This is a genomic window from Jiangella endophytica (genome assembly GCF_003427025.1).
Classification (GTDB): domain Bacteria; phylum Actinomycetota; class Actinomycetes; order Jiangellales; family Jiangellaceae; genus Jiangella; species Jiangella endophytica.
Genome location: NZ_QVAI01000002.1, coordinates 463,836 through 479,725, shown reverse-complemented (window position 1 = coordinate 479,725; position 15,890 = coordinate 463,836). Strand labels below are relative to the sequence as shown.

At 72.1% G+C, this 15,890-nt stretch carries 16 protein-coding genes and 1 pseudogene; 8 read left to right on the top strand and 9 right to left on the bottom strand.

Going from position 1 to position 15,890, the window contains the following annotated elements:
• Positions 1-25 precede the first annotated feature (25 nt).
• The gene (locus tag DZA62_RS06580; protein ID WP_116948161.1) at positions 26-976 is read right to left on the bottom strand and encodes a 2-hydroxyacid dehydrogenase; all 951 of its coding nucleotides are present in this window, start codon (positions 974-976) and stop codon (positions 26-28) included.
• 74 nt (positions 977-1,050) lie between these two features.
• On the opposite strand from DZA62_RS06580, the gene DZA62_RS35535 reads away from it, so the two are divergent.
• Positions 1,051-1,203, top strand: a complete 153-nt coding sequence (locus tag DZA62_RS35535) for a hypothetical protein (RefSeq protein ID WP_157987517.1) — start codon at positions 1,051-1,053, stop codon at positions 1,201-1,203.
• Positions 1,204-1,233: 30 nt separating this feature from the next.
• Complete coding sequence (locus DZA62_RS06575) at positions 1,234-2,184, top strand: DUF389 domain-containing protein (protein WP_116948056.1); 951 nt, start codon at positions 1,234-1,236, stop codon at positions 2,182-2,184.
• Here DZA62_RS06575 and DZA62_RS06570 read toward each other — a convergent pair.
• Both DZA62_RS06570 and DZA62_RS06565 read right to left on the bottom strand, forming a co-directional pair.
• On the bottom strand, positions 2,156-2,710 hold the full coding sequence (locus tag DZA62_RS06570) for a GrpB family protein (protein WP_198663474.1): 555 nt from the start codon (positions 2,708-2,710) through the stop codon (positions 2,156-2,158). The genes DZA62_RS06575 and DZA62_RS06570 overlap by 29 nt on opposite strands.
• A 73-nt stretch (positions 2,711-2,783) precedes the next feature.
• Positions 2,784-3,782 (bottom strand): Lrp/AsnC family transcriptional regulator, encoded by a 999-nt coding sequence (locus DZA62_RS06565; RefSeq protein WP_198663473.1) that lies wholly within the window; start codon positions 3,780-3,782, stop codon positions 2,784-2,786.
• Between the two features lie 130 nt (positions 3,783-3,912).
• On the opposite strand from DZA62_RS06565, the gene DZA62_RS06560 reads away from it, so the two are divergent.
• The 5 genes and pseudogenes from DZA62_RS06560 to DZA62_RS37505 all read left to right on the top strand — a co-directional run.
• Complete coding sequence (locus DZA62_RS06560; RefSeq protein WP_157987516.1) at positions 3,913-5,319, top strand: ABC transporter substrate-binding protein; 1,407 nt, start codon at positions 3,913-3,915, stop codon at positions 5,317-5,319.
• Positions 5,320-5,324: 5 nt separating this feature from the next.
• Entirely contained in the window at positions 5,325-6,356 is a 1,032-nt protein-coding gene (locus tag DZA62_RS06555) for a carbohydrate ABC transporter permease (RefSeq protein WP_116948052.1), read from the top strand.
• Entirely contained in the window at positions 6,356-7,219 is an 864-nt protein-coding gene (locus DZA62_RS06550; RefSeq protein ID WP_116948051.1) for a carbohydrate ABC transporter permease, read from the top strand. The genes DZA62_RS06555 and DZA62_RS06550 overlap by 1 nt, the downstream gene beginning before the upstream one ends.
• A 2-nt stretch (positions 7,220-7,221) precedes the next feature.
• Positions 7,222-8,517, top strand: a complete 1,296-nt coding sequence (locus tag DZA62_RS06545; protein ID WP_116948050.1) for a Gfo/Idh/MocA family protein — start codon at positions 7,222-7,224, stop codon at positions 8,515-8,517.
• Positions 8,514-8,789 (top strand): annotated as a pseudogene (locus tag DZA62_RS37505) (sulfatase-like hydrolase/transferase); the annotation flags it as partial. The gene DZA62_RS06545 and the pseudogene DZA62_RS37505, both read left to right, overlap by 4 nt.
• 60 nt (positions 8,790-8,849) lie before the next feature.
• On the opposite strand, the gene DZA62_RS06535 reads toward DZA62_RS37505, so the two are convergent.
• A complete protein-coding gene (locus DZA62_RS06535) occupies positions 8,850-9,776 on the bottom strand; it encodes an RNA polymerase subunit sigma-70 (RefSeq protein WP_116948049.1) in 927 nt (308 codons plus the stop codon).
• 67 nt (positions 9,777-9,843) lie between these two features.
• Here DZA62_RS06535 and DZA62_RS06530 point away from each other — a divergent pair, with 67 nt between their 5' ends.
• Positions 9,844-10,425 carry a dihydrofolate reductase family protein gene (locus tag DZA62_RS06530; protein WP_116948048.1) on the top strand — a complete coding sequence of 194 codons (582 nt, stop codon included), beginning with the start codon at positions 9,844-9,846 and terminating at the stop codon, positions 10,423-10,425.
• Here the strand turns inward: DZA62_RS06530 and DZA62_RS06525 are convergent.
• From DZA62_RS06525 to DZA62_RS06505, 5 genes are all read right to left on the bottom strand, one after another.
• Entirely contained in the window at positions 10,418-11,677 is a 1,260-nt protein-coding gene (locus DZA62_RS06525) for an RNA polymerase sigma factor (RefSeq protein ID WP_116948047.1), read from the bottom strand. The two genes, DZA62_RS06530 and DZA62_RS06525, sit on opposite strands and share 8 nt — an antisense overlap.
• Entirely contained in the window at positions 11,674-12,033 is a 360-nt protein-coding gene (locus tag DZA62_RS06520; protein ID WP_116948046.1) for a YciI family protein, read from the bottom strand. The genes DZA62_RS06525 and DZA62_RS06520 overlap by 4 nt, the downstream gene beginning before the upstream one ends.
• A gap of 84 nt (positions 12,034-12,117) precedes the next feature.
• Positions 12,118-12,999, bottom strand: a complete 882-nt coding sequence (locus DZA62_RS06515; RefSeq protein WP_116948045.1) for a hypothetical protein — start codon at positions 12,997-12,999, stop codon at positions 12,118-12,120.
• An 83-nt stretch (positions 13,000-13,082) separates the two neighbouring features.
• The gene (locus tag DZA62_RS06510) at positions 13,083-14,366 is read right to left on the bottom strand and encodes a glycoside hydrolase family 15 protein (RefSeq protein ID WP_116948044.1); all 1,284 of its coding nucleotides are present in this window, start codon (positions 14,364-14,366) and stop codon (positions 13,083-13,085) included.
• 70 nt (positions 14,367-14,436) lie between these two features.
• A complete protein-coding gene (locus tag DZA62_RS06505) occupies positions 14,437-15,786 on the bottom strand; it encodes an ammonium transporter (RefSeq protein WP_116948043.1) in 1,350 nt (449 codons plus the stop codon).
• Positions 15,787-15,890: the final 104 nt, after the last annotated feature.

Sequence of the window (15,890 nt, the reverse complement as noted above, 5' to 3'; positions counted from 1 at the left end):
CCATCTCGCCACGATCAGCGATGATTCACAGCGGCACCGGCGTGACCAGCGTCCCGTCGGCCAGGAACCGTTCCAGGTTGCTGAGCACCAGCTGGGCCATCGCCTCTCTCGTCTCGACGGTCGCGCTGCCGATGTGCGGCAGCAGCACGACGTTGTCCAGCGCGAACAGCTCCTCGGGCACTCGCGGCTCGTCGGTGAACACGTCGAGCGCGGCGCCGCCCAGCGCGCCGGTCGTCAGCGCGGTCACCAGCGCGTCCTGGTCGACCACGCTGCCGCGCGCCACGTTGACCAGGTAGCCGTCCGGGCCGAGCGCCGCGATGACCTCGGCGGACACCAGTGCCTGGGTGCCGGTGCCGCCGGGGGTGACGACGATGACGGCGTCGGCGTCGTGGGCCAGCTCGACCGGTGTGGCCGCGTAGGCGTACGGGACGTCGTCGACGCGGCGGCGGTTGTGGTAGGCGACGGTGCAGCCGAACGCCTCGAGCCGGTGCGCGATGGCCCGGCCGATGCGGCCCAGCCCCAGAATGCCGACGCGGGCGCCGCTGACCCGGCGCTGCAGCGGGAACTTGCGCCCGGCCGCCCACTCGCCGCGGCGGACGAACCGGTCGCTGGCGGACAGGCCGCGGAACACGTCGATCAGCCCGCCGACGGCGAGGTCGGCGACGCAGTCGGTGAGCACGTCGGGGGTGTTGCTGAGCGCGATGCCGCGCGGCTTCAGCGCCGCGACGTCGACGGAGTCGTAGCCCACCCCGAGGTTGATGACGGCGGCCAGCCGAGGCAGCGCGCCGATCAGCTCGGCGTCCATGCCCGCACCGGTGACCGCGACGGTGACGTCGGCGCCGCGCTCGTCGAGGAACGCCGCGCGCTCCGGGCCCGATGGCAGCCGCACCGCCCCGTACGTCGTCGCCAGCTCACGCTCGGCCGTCGGGTGGAGGCCACCGACCTGCAGGATCACGCCGTCAGTCACGGCCGCCAGCGTACAAGCCACTGTTCACACCGCCGTCACGCGTCCGCACCCCGGACTCAACACCGCCGGACTTCCATGGGGACATGGACGTCAAGGAACGGGAGCCCGCGACCCTGCTCCGGCTCACCGACGGCAACACCGTGCTCAACGACCACGCCGACGACGCCGGGCTGTGCGCCGTCTGCGGCTCGGCCTGGCCCTGCGACACCACCCTGTTGGCCGGCGACCTGCGCTGACCCGGCCCACGGCGCCTCTACGATGGCGCCGTGCTGCACCTGCGCGTCACGACGCCGGCGGAGACGACCGACCGCATCGTCAGCTTGCTGGACGGGTCCCCGGGCGTCGCCAGCATCGCCGTGCTGCGCGGCGCCTCCGTGCGCCCGGAGGGCGACGTCGTGCTGGCCGAGCTGGCCCGCGAGTCGGCCGAGGGCATGATCCGTGCGCTGCGCGACCTCGGCCTCGATCGGACCGGCACCATCGCGCTCGAGCCCGTCGAGACGTCGATCTCCGCTGCCGCCGAACGCGCCGAGGACGAGGCGCCCGGCGAGGGCGCCGACGCCGTCATCTGGGAGCAGGTCGTGCGCCGCGCCGACGAGGACTCGGTGCTGTCGAAGACGTTCGTCTGGTTCCTGTCCCTGGCCGCCGTGCTGGCCGCGATCGCGATCGTGCTCGACTCCGCCATCCTGGTGGTCGGCGCGATGGTCGTCGGGCCGGAGTTCGGCCCGCTGGCCGGCCTCGCCGTCGGACTGGTGCACCGCAGGTTCAGCATCGTGCGCCAGTCGCTGGTGACGCTGGTGGCCGGGTTCACCATCGCGATCGCCGTCACGACGGTGCTCGGCCTGCTGGCCGCCTGGGCAGGGTGGATCGATGCGGCGGTGCTGACGTCGGATCGGCCGCTCACGGGGTTCATCTGGCGGCCGGACCGGTGGTCGTTCGTCGTGGCGTTCATCGCCGGGATCGCCGGCATCCTGTCGCTCACGTCCGCGAAGTCGGGTGCCCTGGTGGGCGTGTTCATCTCGGTGACGACGGTGCCCGCCGCCGGGAACCTGGGGCTGGCCCTGGCTCTCGGCGACGCCGCCGAGCTGGGTGGCGCGGCCGCTCAGCTGGCCATCAACATGACCGCGATCGTGCTGGCCGGGATCTTGACCCTGCTCGTGCTGAAGGCCACGACCGGCCGGTTGCCACGGCTCAGTGCTGGACGGAGGCCCGCCGCATGATGTCCTCGATGAACGGTGCCTTGCCCGCGCGGTAAGCGGGACGGTCGTCGTGGTGCACGGCGGCCAGGCTCTGCTTGATCTCGGCGTAGCGCTGGGCGTCGTCGGGGTGGTGGCGCAGGTGGTCGCGGAAGGCCAGGCAGTCGCGGCCCAGCTGCGACACGTACTCGACGACGTGCAGGTGGTGGGTGCGCCAGGCGGGGTCCGGGTAGCAGAACGACCATCGTCGCAGCTCTTCGTCGCCGGTCTCCCACACCTGGGTCCAGCCGATCTCGCGCATGGCGGCGATGGTGCCCTCGGCCTCCTCGTAGGAGGCCACCATGGCCATCATGTCGATGATGGGCTTGGCGGGCAGACCCTGCACCGCCGTGCTGCCGACGTGCTCGACCGAGCCGATCAGCCACGGACGCAGGGCCGGTTCGACGCGCAGGCGCTGCTGCTCGAACGACTCGGGCCACGCGGTGTCGTAAGGAAGGATCTCTATCGGGTCGCGGCGCACAGCATCGTGCGCTGCCTCACTCTCGTACATGGTTCGACCATAGTCCTCCGAGCGCCGTCATGACGCACGAGATACGCATGATCGCTCGGAGTTCCGGTCCTGTTCACGGCCCGGACCGTGACCGCAGCTCCGGAGCGATCATGCCGGCCCGCTTGACGGTGCGCAGTGCCACCGCGACGTCGGCGTGGATGAGTCCGGGCAGGTGGCCGACGGTTTCGGAGAGGAACTCGTAGAGCGCGCTGTCGCTGGCGACGGCGATCTCGCCGCACAGGTTCCGGTCACCGGTCGTCGCGGCGATCATGACGACGTTGCGGTGCCGGGCCAGGATCTCCCCGGCCAGGCCGATCTTCGTCGGGTTGATGGTGAGCCAGACGAACGCGTTCACGGCCAGCCCCAGTACCTCCGGCTCGACGACGGTGCGCATGCGCAGCACGCCCTGGGCCATCAGCGACTCGGTGCGCCGGCGCGCCGTACTGGGCGTGACGTGGCACCGCGCGGCGAGGTCCTGCCAGCTCATCCGCCCGTCGTCGATGAGCGCGCCGACGAGTTGCTCGTCCAGCTCCGACATCGGGGCGGCCTCGTCGGGCTCCGGGTGCTCGCTCCACCGGTCCCGCCGCTCGGAGCGCAACTCGGCGACGGCGGCGTCGGGCAGCAGGCCGGGGTTCCAGCCGTGCGGCGTGGAGAACCGGCGGATCACCTGGTTGCTGAACGTCGCCATGACGCCGTCGAACTGCGGCAGCCGGTGCATCATCAGGGCGTAGAGGTGCTCGTTCGAGGTGTACGCGACCTCGGCGACACAGTCGACGCTGCCGGTCAGCACCTTGACCGAGCCGGTCTCGTCCCAGAGCGCCAGCGGCAGCGCCAGCTCGTTCGCCGCGCCGGGCGCGCACCGCAGCCGGACGAACACCGACCGTGCCCGGTGGCTGATCTGCGAGTCGAGCGCGCCGACGACGCGGACGGCGCCGGTCCGCCGCAGCCGGGCGAGCCGCCGCGACACCGTCGCCTCGGAGCTGCGCACCGCCTGCCCGATGGCCGCGTGGGTCGCCCGCGGGTTCGCCAGCAGGGCGGCGACGACGAGCCGGTCGAGTTCGTCGATCTTCATGGATTTCATCAGATCAGCGCCCTCCGTTCACGATTCCTTGCATACCTGCTCCATTCGTTGACACCTTGAATCACATTTCCCAAGCATGGTGCCCCACATCTGCAGGCTCCACCCGAGGAGGGACGGCATCATGTGGCGACGACCTCTGACTGCACTCGCGGTGATCGGTCTGGTCGCGGCCGGCTGCTCCGGCGACGACGACGGCGACAGCGCGGGCTCCGGCGAGGGCGGCGGGGGCAGCATCACCCTGTGGACGGTCTACGACACCGCCGATCGCATGGCGACCATGCAGCAGGTGCTGGCCGACTTCACCGAGCAGTCCGGCATCGACGTCGAGCTGGTCGGCGTCAGCGCGCCCGACCTCCCCCAGGCGATGGTGTCCGCGGCCGCCGCCGGCGACCTCCCCGACATCGTCGTGCACGGCGTCGAGCTGGCCGCCGGCTGGGTCGACGAGGGCATCCTCGACTCCGCCGTGGCCAGCGAACTGGTCGACGAGCTCGGCACCGACACGTTCAACGAGAGCGCACTGAACCTCATCCGGGTCGAGGACGCGGAGGGCGAGTACGCCACCGTCCCGTCCGACGGCTGGGGCCAGATGATCTTCTACCGGACGGATCTGTTCGACGCCGCCGGCCTGGAGGAGCCGTCCAGCTACGACAGCGTCCTCGCCGCGGCCGAGGCGCTCAACGGGCAGGACGGCATCTCCGGCTTCGCGCTGGGCAGCACCGGCGGCGACGGCTTCACGATGCAGGTCTTCGAGCACGTGGCGCTGGCCAACGACTGCCAGCTGGTCGACGACGAGGGCGAGGTGACGCTGGACACCCCCGAGTGCGAGGAGGCGATCCAGTTCTACGTCGACCTCGCGCAGTTCGCGCCCGCCGGCGCCGGCGACGTCGACAGCACCCGGGCCAACTACCTCGCCGGGCAGACGGCCATGACATCGTGGTCGCCGCACCTGCTGGACGAGCTGGCCGGACTGTTCGCGGACACCCCGCTGACCTGCGCCGAGTGCGGCGCCGACCAGCAGTGGCTGGTCGACCGCACCACGATCCTGCCGCTGTTCGAGGGCCCGTCGGGCGACCAGCCGACCCAGTTCGGCCTGACCATCAACCTGGGCATCACGTCGTCCGCCGACACCGAACCGGCCAAGGAGCTGGTGCGCTACCTGCTGGGCGACGGCTACATGGGGTTCCTCTCCATCTCGCCCGAGGGGCGGTTCCCGATGCGCACCGGTCCCGAGGCCGGCGACACGTCCTACGTCGACGGCTGGTCCGGCCTGGCGGTCGGTTCCGGGCAGGCGCAGCTCAGCGTCGGCGAGCTGTACGGCGACGACGCCGTCCAGACCATCACCGAGGGCGCCACCGGGTTCGAGCGCTGGGGCTTCCCGCAGGGCCAGGGCGCGCTGGTCACCGCGATGTACGGCGACCTCGAGCTGACCAACATCCTGCGCGACGCACTGGACGGCACCCTGACACCGGCCGAGGCGGCCGCGCAGATGGACGAGAGCGCCACCCAGCTCCAGTCCGAACTGGGCTGAGGCCCATGACGTCCGGACCGATCGCCCCGTCCGCCGCTGGTACCGGCACCACCGGTACCAGCGCCGGGCCGGGCAGCGGAGGACGGCGCGGTCGCCGCGGCGGCAGGCTCTCGCTGCGGGCCCGCGAGTCGCGCGCCGGGCTGGTGCTGGTCAGCCCGACGGTGCTGATCGTCCTGCTGGTGGTCGTGCTGCCGTTCCTGTGGACGATCGTGATGTCGTTCCAGCGGCTGCGGCTGATCGACCTGCAGAACGTCTTCGACATCACGCTGACGCTGCGCAACTTCGAGACCGTCCTGGGTAGTGCGGACCTGTGGGAGATGGTGCGCACCACGCTGGTCTACAGCATCGGCGGCACGGTGCTGTCGGTCGGCGCCGGGCTGGCGACGGCGCTGGCGCTGCGGCAGCGGTTCCCCGGCCGCATGATCATCCGGGCGTTCGTGCTGGTGCCGTACGTCATCCCGGTGGTGTCGGCGGCACTGGTCTGGCGGACACTGCTGAACCCTCAGTTCGGCCCGGTCAACGTGTTCGGCGTCGACGTGCTGGGCTGGGACCAGCCGATCGGGTTCCTCAGCGAGCGGTTCCACCGGGTCGAACTGTTCGGTGTCGGGGTGGACGTCCCGATCGCGCTGCTCACCGTCATCGTGTTCGAGGCGTGGAAGACGTTCCCGCTGGCGTTCCTGTTCATCCTGGCCCGGTTGCAGGGCCTGCCGCGCGATCTGGAGGAGGCGGCGCGGGTCGACGGCGCCACCCCGCTGCAGCGGTTCCGCTACATCATCGCGCCGCAACTGTCCGGCGTCATCGCGCTGCTGGTGCTGCTGCGGTTCATCTGGACGTTCCAGAACTTCAACGACGTGTACCTGCTGACCCGCGGAGCGGCCGGCACCGAGGTCGTGGCGGTGCAGGTCTACAACTACCTCGTCTCCCGCAACGACGTCGGCGGGGCCGCGGCGCTCGGCCTGCTGATGTCCGTCGTGCTGATCATCGCCTTCGCCGTCTACTACCGCTTCGGCGTGCTCAAGCAGGAGGCGGAGGTCTGATGGCGTCGCGAGAGGTGGTCGAGACCCGCGTCCTCGGGGTCGCGCGGGTGCTCTGGCTGACGGTCGTGCTGATCGCCTGCGTGCTGCCGCTGCTCTACATGCTGCTGCTGTCGGTGCGGCCGCTGCAGGCGGTGCTGCAGGACCCGCTCGGCGTGCCGTCGCCGAGCGAGCTGAACCTGGAGGCCTATCGGCGGGTGGTCGCGTCTCCCGAGGACGGCGGCTACGGGCTGCTGTCGTTCTTCGGCAACTCGCTGATCGTCGCGGTGGGCTCGGTCGTCCTGACGGTGGTGTTCTCGGTGCTCGGGGCCTACGCGGCGACCCGGCTGCGGTTCCCGGGCAAGAACGTCATCAACATCTCGTTCTTCGCCTGCTACATGTTCCCCGGCATCGTCATGGCGATCCCGCTGTTCGTGCTGTTCTCGCGGCTCGGCCTGCGCGGCGAACTGCCGGCGCTGATCATCATCTACCTGGCGTCGACGGTGCCGGTGTCGGTGTACATGCTGCGCAACTACTTCCGGTCCATCCCGCGGGCGCTGGAGGACGCGGCCATGGTCGACGGCTGCAACCGGGCCCAGGTGATCGTGCGCATCGTGCTGCCGCTGGCGATGCCGTCGATCGCCGCGACCTCGCTCTACGTGTTCATGATCGCCTGGAACGAGTACCTGTTCGCGCTGCTCTTCCTGCTGGAGAGCCGGGACAACTGGACGGTGTCGCTCGGCCTGGCACAGCTGGACGACATCAGCGTGTCGGCGACCGTCCTGATGGCCGGGTCCGTGCTGCTCACGCTGCCGGTCATCGCGCTGTTCTTCGCCGCCGAGCGACTGTTGGTCGAGGGCCTCACCGCCGGGGCCGAGAAAGGGTGAGCATGACGGACATCGACGCGCCGGTGCGTCTGCTGGTGATCGGCGCCGGCAGCCGTGGCGGCCAGGCCTACGCCGGCTGGTGCCTCGAGCATCCGGAGGCGGCAGTGGTCACCGGCATCGCCGACCGCGACGAGGGACGGCTGGGCACCGTCGGCGACGCGCACGGCGTGCCGGCACAGCACCGCTACGCCGACTGGCAGGCGGCGCTGTCACGGCCGGGCCCCTGGGACGCCGTCGTCGTCGCCACACCGGACCGCATGCACGTCGACCCGACGCTGCGGGCGCTGGAGCTCGGCTACGACGTGCTGCTGGAGAAACCGATCGCGCCGACGCCGAGCGAGCTGGACCGGCTGATCGCCGCCGCGAAGGACCGGCCCGGCGCGATCACCGTCTCGCACGTCATGCGCTACACGGAGTTCTTCAACGCACTCAAGCGGCTGCTGGACGAGGGCCGGATCGGCGAACTGCAGGGCGTCCAGCACGCCGAGCACATCGCGTACTGGCACTTCGCGCACAGCTACGTCCGCGGCAACTGGCACCGGACCGCCGACTCCAGCCCGATGCTGCTGGCCAAGGCCTGCCACGACATCGACATCCTGCGCTGGCTGGTCGGCTCGCCGTGCATCGCGGTGTCGTCGTTCGGCGACCGGCGGCACTTCCGCATCGAGAACGCGCCGCCCGGCTCGACCGACCGCTGCGTCGACGGGTGCGCGGTCGCGGCGACCTGCCCTTACAACGCGCATCGGTTCTACGTCGAGCAGTTGGCCGGCGTCGAGACCTGGCCGATCTCGGTCATCACCAGCGACCCGTCGCCGGAGGGCCGGCTGAAGGCGCTGCGCGAGACCGACTACGGCCGCTGCGTCTACCGCATGGACAACGACGTCGTCGACCACCAGACGACCTCGCTGCGCTACGCCAACGGCGTGACGGCATCGCTGGTGGTGTCGGCGTTCACCGAGGAGAACACCCGGATCATCACGATGATGGGCAGCCACGGCGAGATCAACGCCGACCTCGACGCCGGCCGCATCGAGGTGGTCCGGTTCGGCGCCTCGGCGCCCAGCGTCGCCGGACTGCCGCCGGCCGAGCGGCACGTGGAGCAGGTCTCCGACGACCGCGGCGGGCACTCCGGCGGCGACGCCGGGCTGATGGCCGACTTCGCCGAGCGGACCCGCCGGCGCCGGGCCGGGCTGCCGGTCCAGGCCGCGCCGAGCGCGTTCGAGGAGAGTCTGGAGAGCCACTGGGTCGCGTTCGCGGCCGAGCGGTCCCGGCAGAACGGCACCGTCGAGTACCTATGACCACGGAGCGGCCGAACCCGCTGCTGGTCACCACCGACCAGCAGCGCCGCGACACGGTCGGTCCGGGCGCGCCGGCGTTCCTGCGCACGCCGCACCTGGACCAGCTGGCGCGCGAGGGCACCCGGTTCGACGCCGCGTACGCGTCGACGCCGGTGTGCGTGCCGTCGCGGGTCACGCTGCTCACCGGGCGGTCCGCGCTCCGGCACGGTCTGACGCACAACGGCGCCACGTCCGACCCACCCGAGAAGTTGATCTTGGAGTTGTTCGGCAATCGTGGGGTGAAATGTCCGATGGATCCGCGAACAACTCCAAGATCAACTTCTCGGGTGGGGTCAGGTCAGCCGGGGCGGCAGGTCGAAGGCGGGGAAGAGGTCCGGGCCGAACGTGGTGATCTCGGCGATCAGGCCGTCCTTGATCCGGAGGACGTCCAGCTTGAACGCGGCGAACCCGCTCTCGCCGGCGGCGCGCAGGTAGCAGGCGGCGGCCGGCAGCCGGTTCGCGGTGGTGGGCAGCAGCCGCCATTCGCCGTGCTCGGCCGCGAGTTCGTGCAGCGGCGCCAGCGTGGCCCAGCCGTCGTAACAGACCGGCTGCGGCGGCATGGTGACCCGGATGTCGTCGCGGACCAGCGCGGCCATCTGATCGGCATCGGGTCGTTCGCTCAACCAGATGTAGCGATCGAGCAGGTCACGCTCCTCCGTGCTGAGTGACGTCCGCGGCGGGCTGGTCTCCGGCGTGCGCGGCTCGCGCTGCAGCGTCGCCCGGGCCCGTTGCAACGCGCTGTTCACCGCGGGGACCGACGTCTCGAGGATCGTCGCGGTCTCGGCGGCCGACCAGCCGATCGCGTCGCGCATCACCAGCACGGCCCGCTGCTGCGCCGGCAGCGCCTGCATGGCGGCGACGAACGCCAGCTCGATCGTCTCCCGCCCGACGACGACGGCTTCCGGCTCGTCCGCGCTCGGCGCCGCCTGGTCGAGCAGGCGGTCCGGGTACGGCTGCAGCCACGGCACCTCGGCGAACGAGCGCACCTGTTCGGGCCGCCGGGACCGCTGCCGCAGCTGGTCGAGGCAGGCGTTGGTGGCGATGCGGTAGAGCCACGCGCGCAGGTTCGTGCCGGGCTCGTAGGAGTCGCGGTGCGTCCACGCCCGCAACAACGCGTCCTGGACGACCTCCTCGGCGTCGTCGAACGAGCCGAGCATGCGGTAGCAGTGCACGTGCAGCTCGCGTCGGTGCTGGTGGATAGCGGTCGTGAAGTCGTCCACCGGACCATTCTGCAAGTCGTCCGCTCAGGACCGATGAGTCCACGGCGCAGCCGTCGTTACACGGGGCATGAACACACTCGTACTGGACATCAGCATCTCCCTCGACGGCTACATCACGGCGGGCGGGCAGAGCCCCGACGAGCCCCTCGGCCAGGGCGGCGAGCGCCTGCACGACTGGGCGTTCGGCGCCGACGAACAGAACCGCGCGTTCACCGAGAAGGCGGTGGGCGGGCTCGGCGCGCTGATCACCGGGCGCAAGAACTACGACGACTCGCTGCGCTGGTGGGGCGCCGACGGCCCGACGGGACCGGCCCGGCGGCCGCTGATCGTGCTGACCCACGAGGCCCCCGCCGAGTCGCCCGAGAACGGCGTCTACACCTTCGTCACCACCGGCATCGAGGACGCACTCGCGCAGGCGCGGGCCGCGGCCGGCGACGGCGTGGTCGCGGTCATGGGCGGCGCGAACGTCGCCCAGCAGTACCTGGCCGCCGGCCTGCTCGACGAGATCTCCCTGCACATCGTCCCGGTGGTGTTCGGCGACGGCGTCGCCCTGTTCGCCCGCACCGGCGCCGAGCACATCGGGCTGGAGACCGTCGAGGTGGTGCCGACCGACGCCGCCACCCACGTCCGCTACCGCGTCATCAAGTGACGCCGGCGGCGCGAAGCGTCAGGTAGCGCCGCTCCGGCAGGCTCGCCGTGCGCTGGGCCGCCCGCAGGTAGGCCGCGCGAGCGCCGTCCGGGTCACCCGCCAATTCGAGCAGGTGGCCGCGGACGGCGTCCAGCCGGTGGGTCTGCGCGATGTCGGCCCCCGCGGGCGCGCGTCCTCGCGGCCGGGGACCACCCTCCCCATCGTCGGCGTCGAGGGTGCCGAGCAGCGCGAGCCCGGCCCGCGGGCCGTGCACCATCGCGACGGCGACGGCCCGGTTCAGGGTGACGACGGGGCCGGGCGCGACCCGTTCGAGCACCTCGTAGAGCGCGACGATCTGCGGCCAGTCGGTCGCCTCGGGCGTGGGCGCCTCGTCGTGGACGGCGGCGATGGCGGCCTGCAACTGATACGGGCCGACGGGGCCGCCGCCGAGCACCCCGGTGAGCAGCTCGACGCCTTCGGCGATCTGGGCGGCGTCCCACAGCGAGCGGTCCTGCTCGGCCAGCGGGACGGGGATGCCGTCGCCGGTCGTGCGTGCGGCCCGCCGGGCGTCGGTGAGCAGCATCAGCGCCAGCAGCCCGGTCACCTCGCCGTCGCCGGGCGCCAGCCGCCGCACCAGCCGGGTCAGCCGGATCGCCTCGGCGGTGAGGTCGGTCCGCTGCGTCGACGTGCCGGAGCTGGCGGTGTAGCCCTCGTTGAAGATCAGATAGAGCACGTGCAGGACGGCGCGCAGCCGCTCGCCCCGCTCGCCCGGCGGCGGAGCGCCGAACCGGGCACCGCCGGCCCGCAGCTTCTGTTTGGCCCGGCTGATCCGCTGGGCCATCGTCGCCTCGGGCACCAGGAACGCCGCCGCGATCTCCGCCGTCGTCAGGCCACCGACGGCGCGCAACGTCAGCGCGAGCTGGGCGGGCAGCGGCAGCTCCGGGTGGCAGCACAGGAACAGCAGCGTGAGGGTGTCGTCGGACTGCTCCACGTCGCCCGGCTCGACGAGGTCCAGCGCGGCCACCGTCTCCTCCCGACGCCGGCGGGCCTCGGCGCTGCGTACCTCGTCGACGAACCGGCGCGATGCGACCGTCACCAGCCACGACCGCGGGCTGTCTGGCACGCCGTCGACCGGCCACTGCGTCGCCGCGGCCAGCAGCGCCTCCTGCACGGCGTCCTCGCAGGCGTCGAACTGCCCGTACCGGCGTACGAGCACCCCGAGGACCTGCGGCGCGGCCTCGCGCAGCAGGTCCTCGACGGCGGGCGTGGTCACAGGTCCGGCGGGGCGTCCATCGCCGGGCGGATCTCGAGCCGGCCGGAGTACTCGACGATCTGCCCGGCGATCTCCAGGACCCGCTCCTCGCTCTCGACGTCGACCACCCAGAAGCCGATCAGCGACTCCTTCGCCTCGGCGAACGGCCCGTCGGTGGCGACCGGCAGGCCGTCCTGCAGCCGCACCGTCTTCGCCGTGCCGGGGTCGGCCAGGCCCTGCTGGAAGACCAGCTCGCCGGAGGCCTCGAGGTCCTTGTCCAGCTGAACCATGAAGCCGATCATCTCCTCGATCCACTCCTTCGAGGCGGTGGCCAGCATGGACTCGGTGTCACCGAACATCATCAGCATGTACTTCATCGGGTTCGCTCCCGTCTCGTGAGCGCCGCCCTCGGACGCTCTCAGCAGTGGGTCGGAGCCGTGGCCGCGTTCTCGACAGCCCGGTCAGATGTCGTTGTCGCGGCCGGCACAGCGGATCGGCTGCATCGCGTCGAGAGCGGCGCGCTGGCTGGTGTCCACGGGGATCGCGGTGGGGATCTCGACGCCGTCGCCAAGGTCGATCCACGCCGTGAAGCCGTAGGGTCGCTTCGCGTCGCCGATGGCGTGGCCGCCGCAGCGCAGCACGTCGGCGACGACGCGCAGCTGGCCGGGCGGCAGCGTCGCGTCGGCCTCGGGGGTGACGGTGAACAGCACGCTGCCGCGGGTGTCGGTGATGGTGGCCGGCGCCGTGCCGCCGTCGATGCGCGTGACGGCGAGGACGCCGGTCAGCGTGCCGTCGGCCCGCGGCTCCAGCGGGCCCATCGTCAGCGTGACGGCCTCGGCCAGCGCCGCGTCGCGGCAGTCGGTGCGCAGCAACCGGTTCAGCGTCCCGTTGGGGTGCGGGAGGTCGACCACCAGCTCGTGCTCCTCGCCGCCGTCGGCCCGCGCCACCAGGCTCACCTGCGACGCGACGGCCTCGGAGTCGATGCCGTCGGGGCAGCGGGCCGGGCCGTACTCGACCTGGAGGTCGCGCGGGATGTCGCCGGGCGGGATGGTGGAGTCGAACGGCTGCGGCCCGGTCGCCTCGAACGAGTCGCTGAGCAGCTCTGCCGACGTGACGGTGACCGGTTCGGTGCCGTGGTTGGTGACGGCGATGACGACCAGGCCGGAGCGGTTGAACGAGCGGCGGATCTCGGCGGTGGCGGTGAGCTCGGGCGCCGGGCCCGCGGCGGCATCGCCGGCCGCGACCTCGTCGTCATCGCCGGTGGTCAGCGCGACGACGAGGGCCGCGATGCCGACGAGGACGACAGTCACCACGAGGACCAGGACGAACCGCAGGCGGCGCATAGCGCATTATCCCCCTGCCTCGGAGGCCTCGCTGCCTACTGGGACCTCGCGTCGCCGCCTCAGGACGATCTCCCGCGGCGGCGTCAGCGGGCAGGCAGCGGGAGCGGGCGTCCGTCGAGGGCGGCGAGCGCCAGCAGCACCGTCGCTCCGGTCAGTCCGAGCGGCGCCACGGCGGACGGGCGGCCGGCGTCGGTGACCTTCTCCGGCAACGCCCCGAGCGTGGTGCGGCGCAGGTCCAGCCAGCTGAGCAGCCGGTGCGCCAGCGCGGTGTCGCCGATCGACGCTGCCGTCAGCGCGTGCAGCGACACTTGCGGTGTCCACCCGGTGACGAGATCGGTCCACTCCTCGCCCGGCCGGACGCCGCCGTTGCCGACGGTGGTCGCCTCGACGGCGGCGCGCCAGGCCGCCTCGACGCCGTCGCCGGCCGGGGCGAACGGCGGCAGCAGGAACGCGACCGACGCGTCCCGGCCACCGGCGCCGCTGATCCGCCGGGTGTAGCCGTGCGCCCCGAACCCGTCGGCGAGCGCCGTCGCCAGCCGGTCGGCGCCGGCGGCGGCCCGCCGGCCCAGCTCGGCGTCGCCCGGCCCGCCGAGCAACGGCAGCAGCTCGCGGCCGGCCCGCAGGCCGAGCAGCAGCGGCGCCGCCGAGCCGAGCGTCGCCTCGTCGAGGTCCATCTCCCAGAAGTCCTGCGACGCCCGCGGGAGCCCGGTCGACGGGTCCAGCGCGGCCAGCGCGGCGTCGACGGCGGCCCGGACCATCGGCGCCAGCGTCTCGACGGCACCGCCCGACACACCGGCCCAGAGCCACGTGGCCCACAGCGTCCAGCCGATGCCGTCGAGCTGCAGCCCGCGGTCGTCCGGGACGCCGCGCGAGCCGTCGGGCAGGTAGCGCGCCTGCCAGGTGCCGTCCTTCTCCTGCATGGCGGCGACGTACGCGAGCTGCGCGTACGCCGCCTCAGGCAGACCGCACACCGTCAGCGCGGCGGCCATGTACCCCGCGTCGCGCGGCCACACGTAGCGCCAGTACGGGCTGCCGGCCGCCACCACGGCGCCGTTCGGGAACGTCAGCACGCCGATGTCGACCAGCGCCTCCTCGGCCATCGCCTGGTACGGCGTGCCCCGGCCGGGCAGCTCGGTGGCCGCGAGCAGTTCGCGCGCCCCCTCGATCTCGTCGGCGGTGGGCACCGCGGCGCCGGGCAGCGCGCCCGAGTCCGGGTCGAGGTAGCCGGTGCCGGGCAGCCGGCGCAGGCCGCTGTGCGGCGGGACGACCAGCGGCGCGCCCTCGGTGCCGATGACCACGCCGTCGGAGTAGAGCCGGGTCTCCGGCGACCACGAGGTGCCCCGGGTGCCGAGCTCGGTGGGCTGCATCGGCACACCCTAAGCACGGACGCGCCACGGCCCGGGGCGAGACACCCCGGGCCGTGGTCGAACGGTGGAACTACGCGGTGGCGACGTCACCACCGGCCGGGATCGCCCGGCCGGTCGACGGCGCGTCCTGCGCCGCCGCCGGCGCGGCCACCCGCGCCAGCACGTCCTCCGAGACCTCCTCGGAGCCGATCTCGTAGCCGGACTCGCCGTGGTGGACCCGGTCCACGCCGACCACCTCGTGGTCGTCGTCCACCCGGAACCCGACCGTCCGCTGGAGCACCAGGCCGATCAGGTAGGTGACCACGAACGAGTAGGCCAGCACCGCACCGGCGCCGACGACCTGCCGCCAGAGCTGGTCGACACCGCCGCCGAAGAACAGGCCGTCCACACCGGCGGGAGCGTCGGCCGTGGCCAGGAAGCCGATCGCGATGGTGCCCACCAGGCCACCGACCAGGTGCACCGCGACGACGTCGAGCGAGTCGTCGTAGCGCAGCCGGAACTTCAGGTCGACCACCAGCGAGCAGATCGCTCCGGCCACGACACCGAGGATCAGCGAGCCGACCGGGTTCAGCGCGGAACACGCCGGGGTGATGGCCACGAGGCCGGTCACCACGCCGGACGCCGCACCCAGCGACGTCGCGTGCCCGTCGCGGACCTTCTCGACGATGATCCAGGCCAGCATCGCCGCGCCCGTAGCCGCGACCGTGTTGACCAGCGCCACCGCCGCCACGCCGTTGGCGCCCACGGCCGAGCCGGCGTTGAAGCCGAACCAGCCGAACCACAGCAGGCCGGCGCCGAGCATGACCAGCGGCAGGTTGTGCGGGCGGTGCGCGCCCTTGGCGAAGTCGCGGCGCCGCCCGAGCACCAGGGCCAGGGCGAGGCCGGCCGCGCCGGCGTTGATGTGCACCGCGGTGCCACCGGCGAAGTCGACCGCCAGCAGGCGGTCGGCGATCCAGCCGCCGTCGCCGTCGGCGAACGCGAACACCCAGTGGGCGACCGGGAAGTACACGACCGTGCCCCAGATGGCCGCGAACAGGAGCCAGGTCCAGAACTTCGCGCGGTCGGCGATCGAGCCCGACACCAGCGCGACGGTGATGACCGCGAACATGCCCTGGAACCCGACGAACAGCATCGACGGGATCGTGCCGGACAGTGCCTCGGGGCTCATCAGGCCCGAGAGGCCGAAGAACTCACTGGGGTCGCCCAGGAGACCGCCGCCGAGGTCGGTGCCGAAGGCCATCGAGTATCCGTACAGAACCCACAGCACGCTGATCACGCCGAGGGCGCCGAAGCTCATCATCATCATGTTGATGACGCTCTTCGCCCGGACCATACCGCCGTAGAACAGCGCGAGGCCCGGTGTCATCAGCATGACGAGTGCCGTGGATGCGAGTATCCAGGCGGTGTCTCCGGTATCCATGGAGTGCCGTCCCCTCCCTTCCGTGCCGAGCCGCGACGTTGCGACCTGCGAACGCGGACAGCGTGTTCCCCGGGCGTTTCACCAGGTGGCACAGGCGGTTACAA

Coding starts and splice junctions, on each gene's coding strand:
- DZA62_RS06550 (WP_116948051.1), top strand. CDS start 6,356: ATGGCGTCGCGAGAGGTGGTCGAGACCCGCGTCCTCGGGGTCGCGCGG.
- DZA62_RS06545 (WP_116948050.1), top strand. CDS start 7,222: ATGACGGACATCGACGCGCCGGTGCGTCTGCTGGTGATCGGCGCCGGC.
- DZA62_RS06520 (WP_116948046.1), bottom strand. CDS start 12,033: ATGAAGTACATGCTGATGATGTTCGGTGACACCGAGTCCATGCTGGCC.
- DZA62_RS06555 (WP_116948052.1), top strand. CDS start 5,325: ATGACGTCCGGACCGATCGCCCCGTCCGCCGCTGGTACCGGCACCACC.
- DZA62_RS06560 (WP_157987516.1), top strand. CDS start 3,913: ATGTGGCGACGACCTCTGACTGCACTCGCGGTGATCGGTCTGGTCGCG.
- DZA62_RS35535 (WP_157987517.1), top strand. CDS start 1,051: ATGGACGTCAAGGAACGGGAGCCCGCGACCCTGCTCCGGCTCACCGAC.
- DZA62_RS06530 (WP_116948048.1), top strand. CDS start 9,844: ATGAACACACTCGTACTGGACATCAGCATCTCCCTCGACGGCTACATC.
- DZA62_RS06505 (WP_116948043.1), bottom strand. CDS start 15,786: ATGGATACCGGAGACACCGCCTGGATACTCGCATCCACGGCACTCGTC.
- DZA62_RS06565 (WP_198663473.1), bottom strand. CDS start 3,782: ATGAAGATCGACGAACTCGACCGGCTCGTCGTCGCCGCCCTGCTGGCG.
- DZA62_RS06570 (WP_198663474.1), bottom strand. CDS start 2,710: ATGTACGAGAGTGAGGCAGCGCACGATGCTGTGCGCCGCGACCCGATA.
- DZA62_RS06515 (WP_116948045.1), bottom strand. CDS start 12,999: ATGCGCCGCCTGCGGTTCGTCCTGGTCCTCGTGGTGACTGTCGTCCTC.
- DZA62_RS06510 (WP_116948044.1), bottom strand. CDS start 14,366: ATGCAGCCCACCGAGCTCGGCACCCGGGGCACCTCGTGGTCGCCGGAG.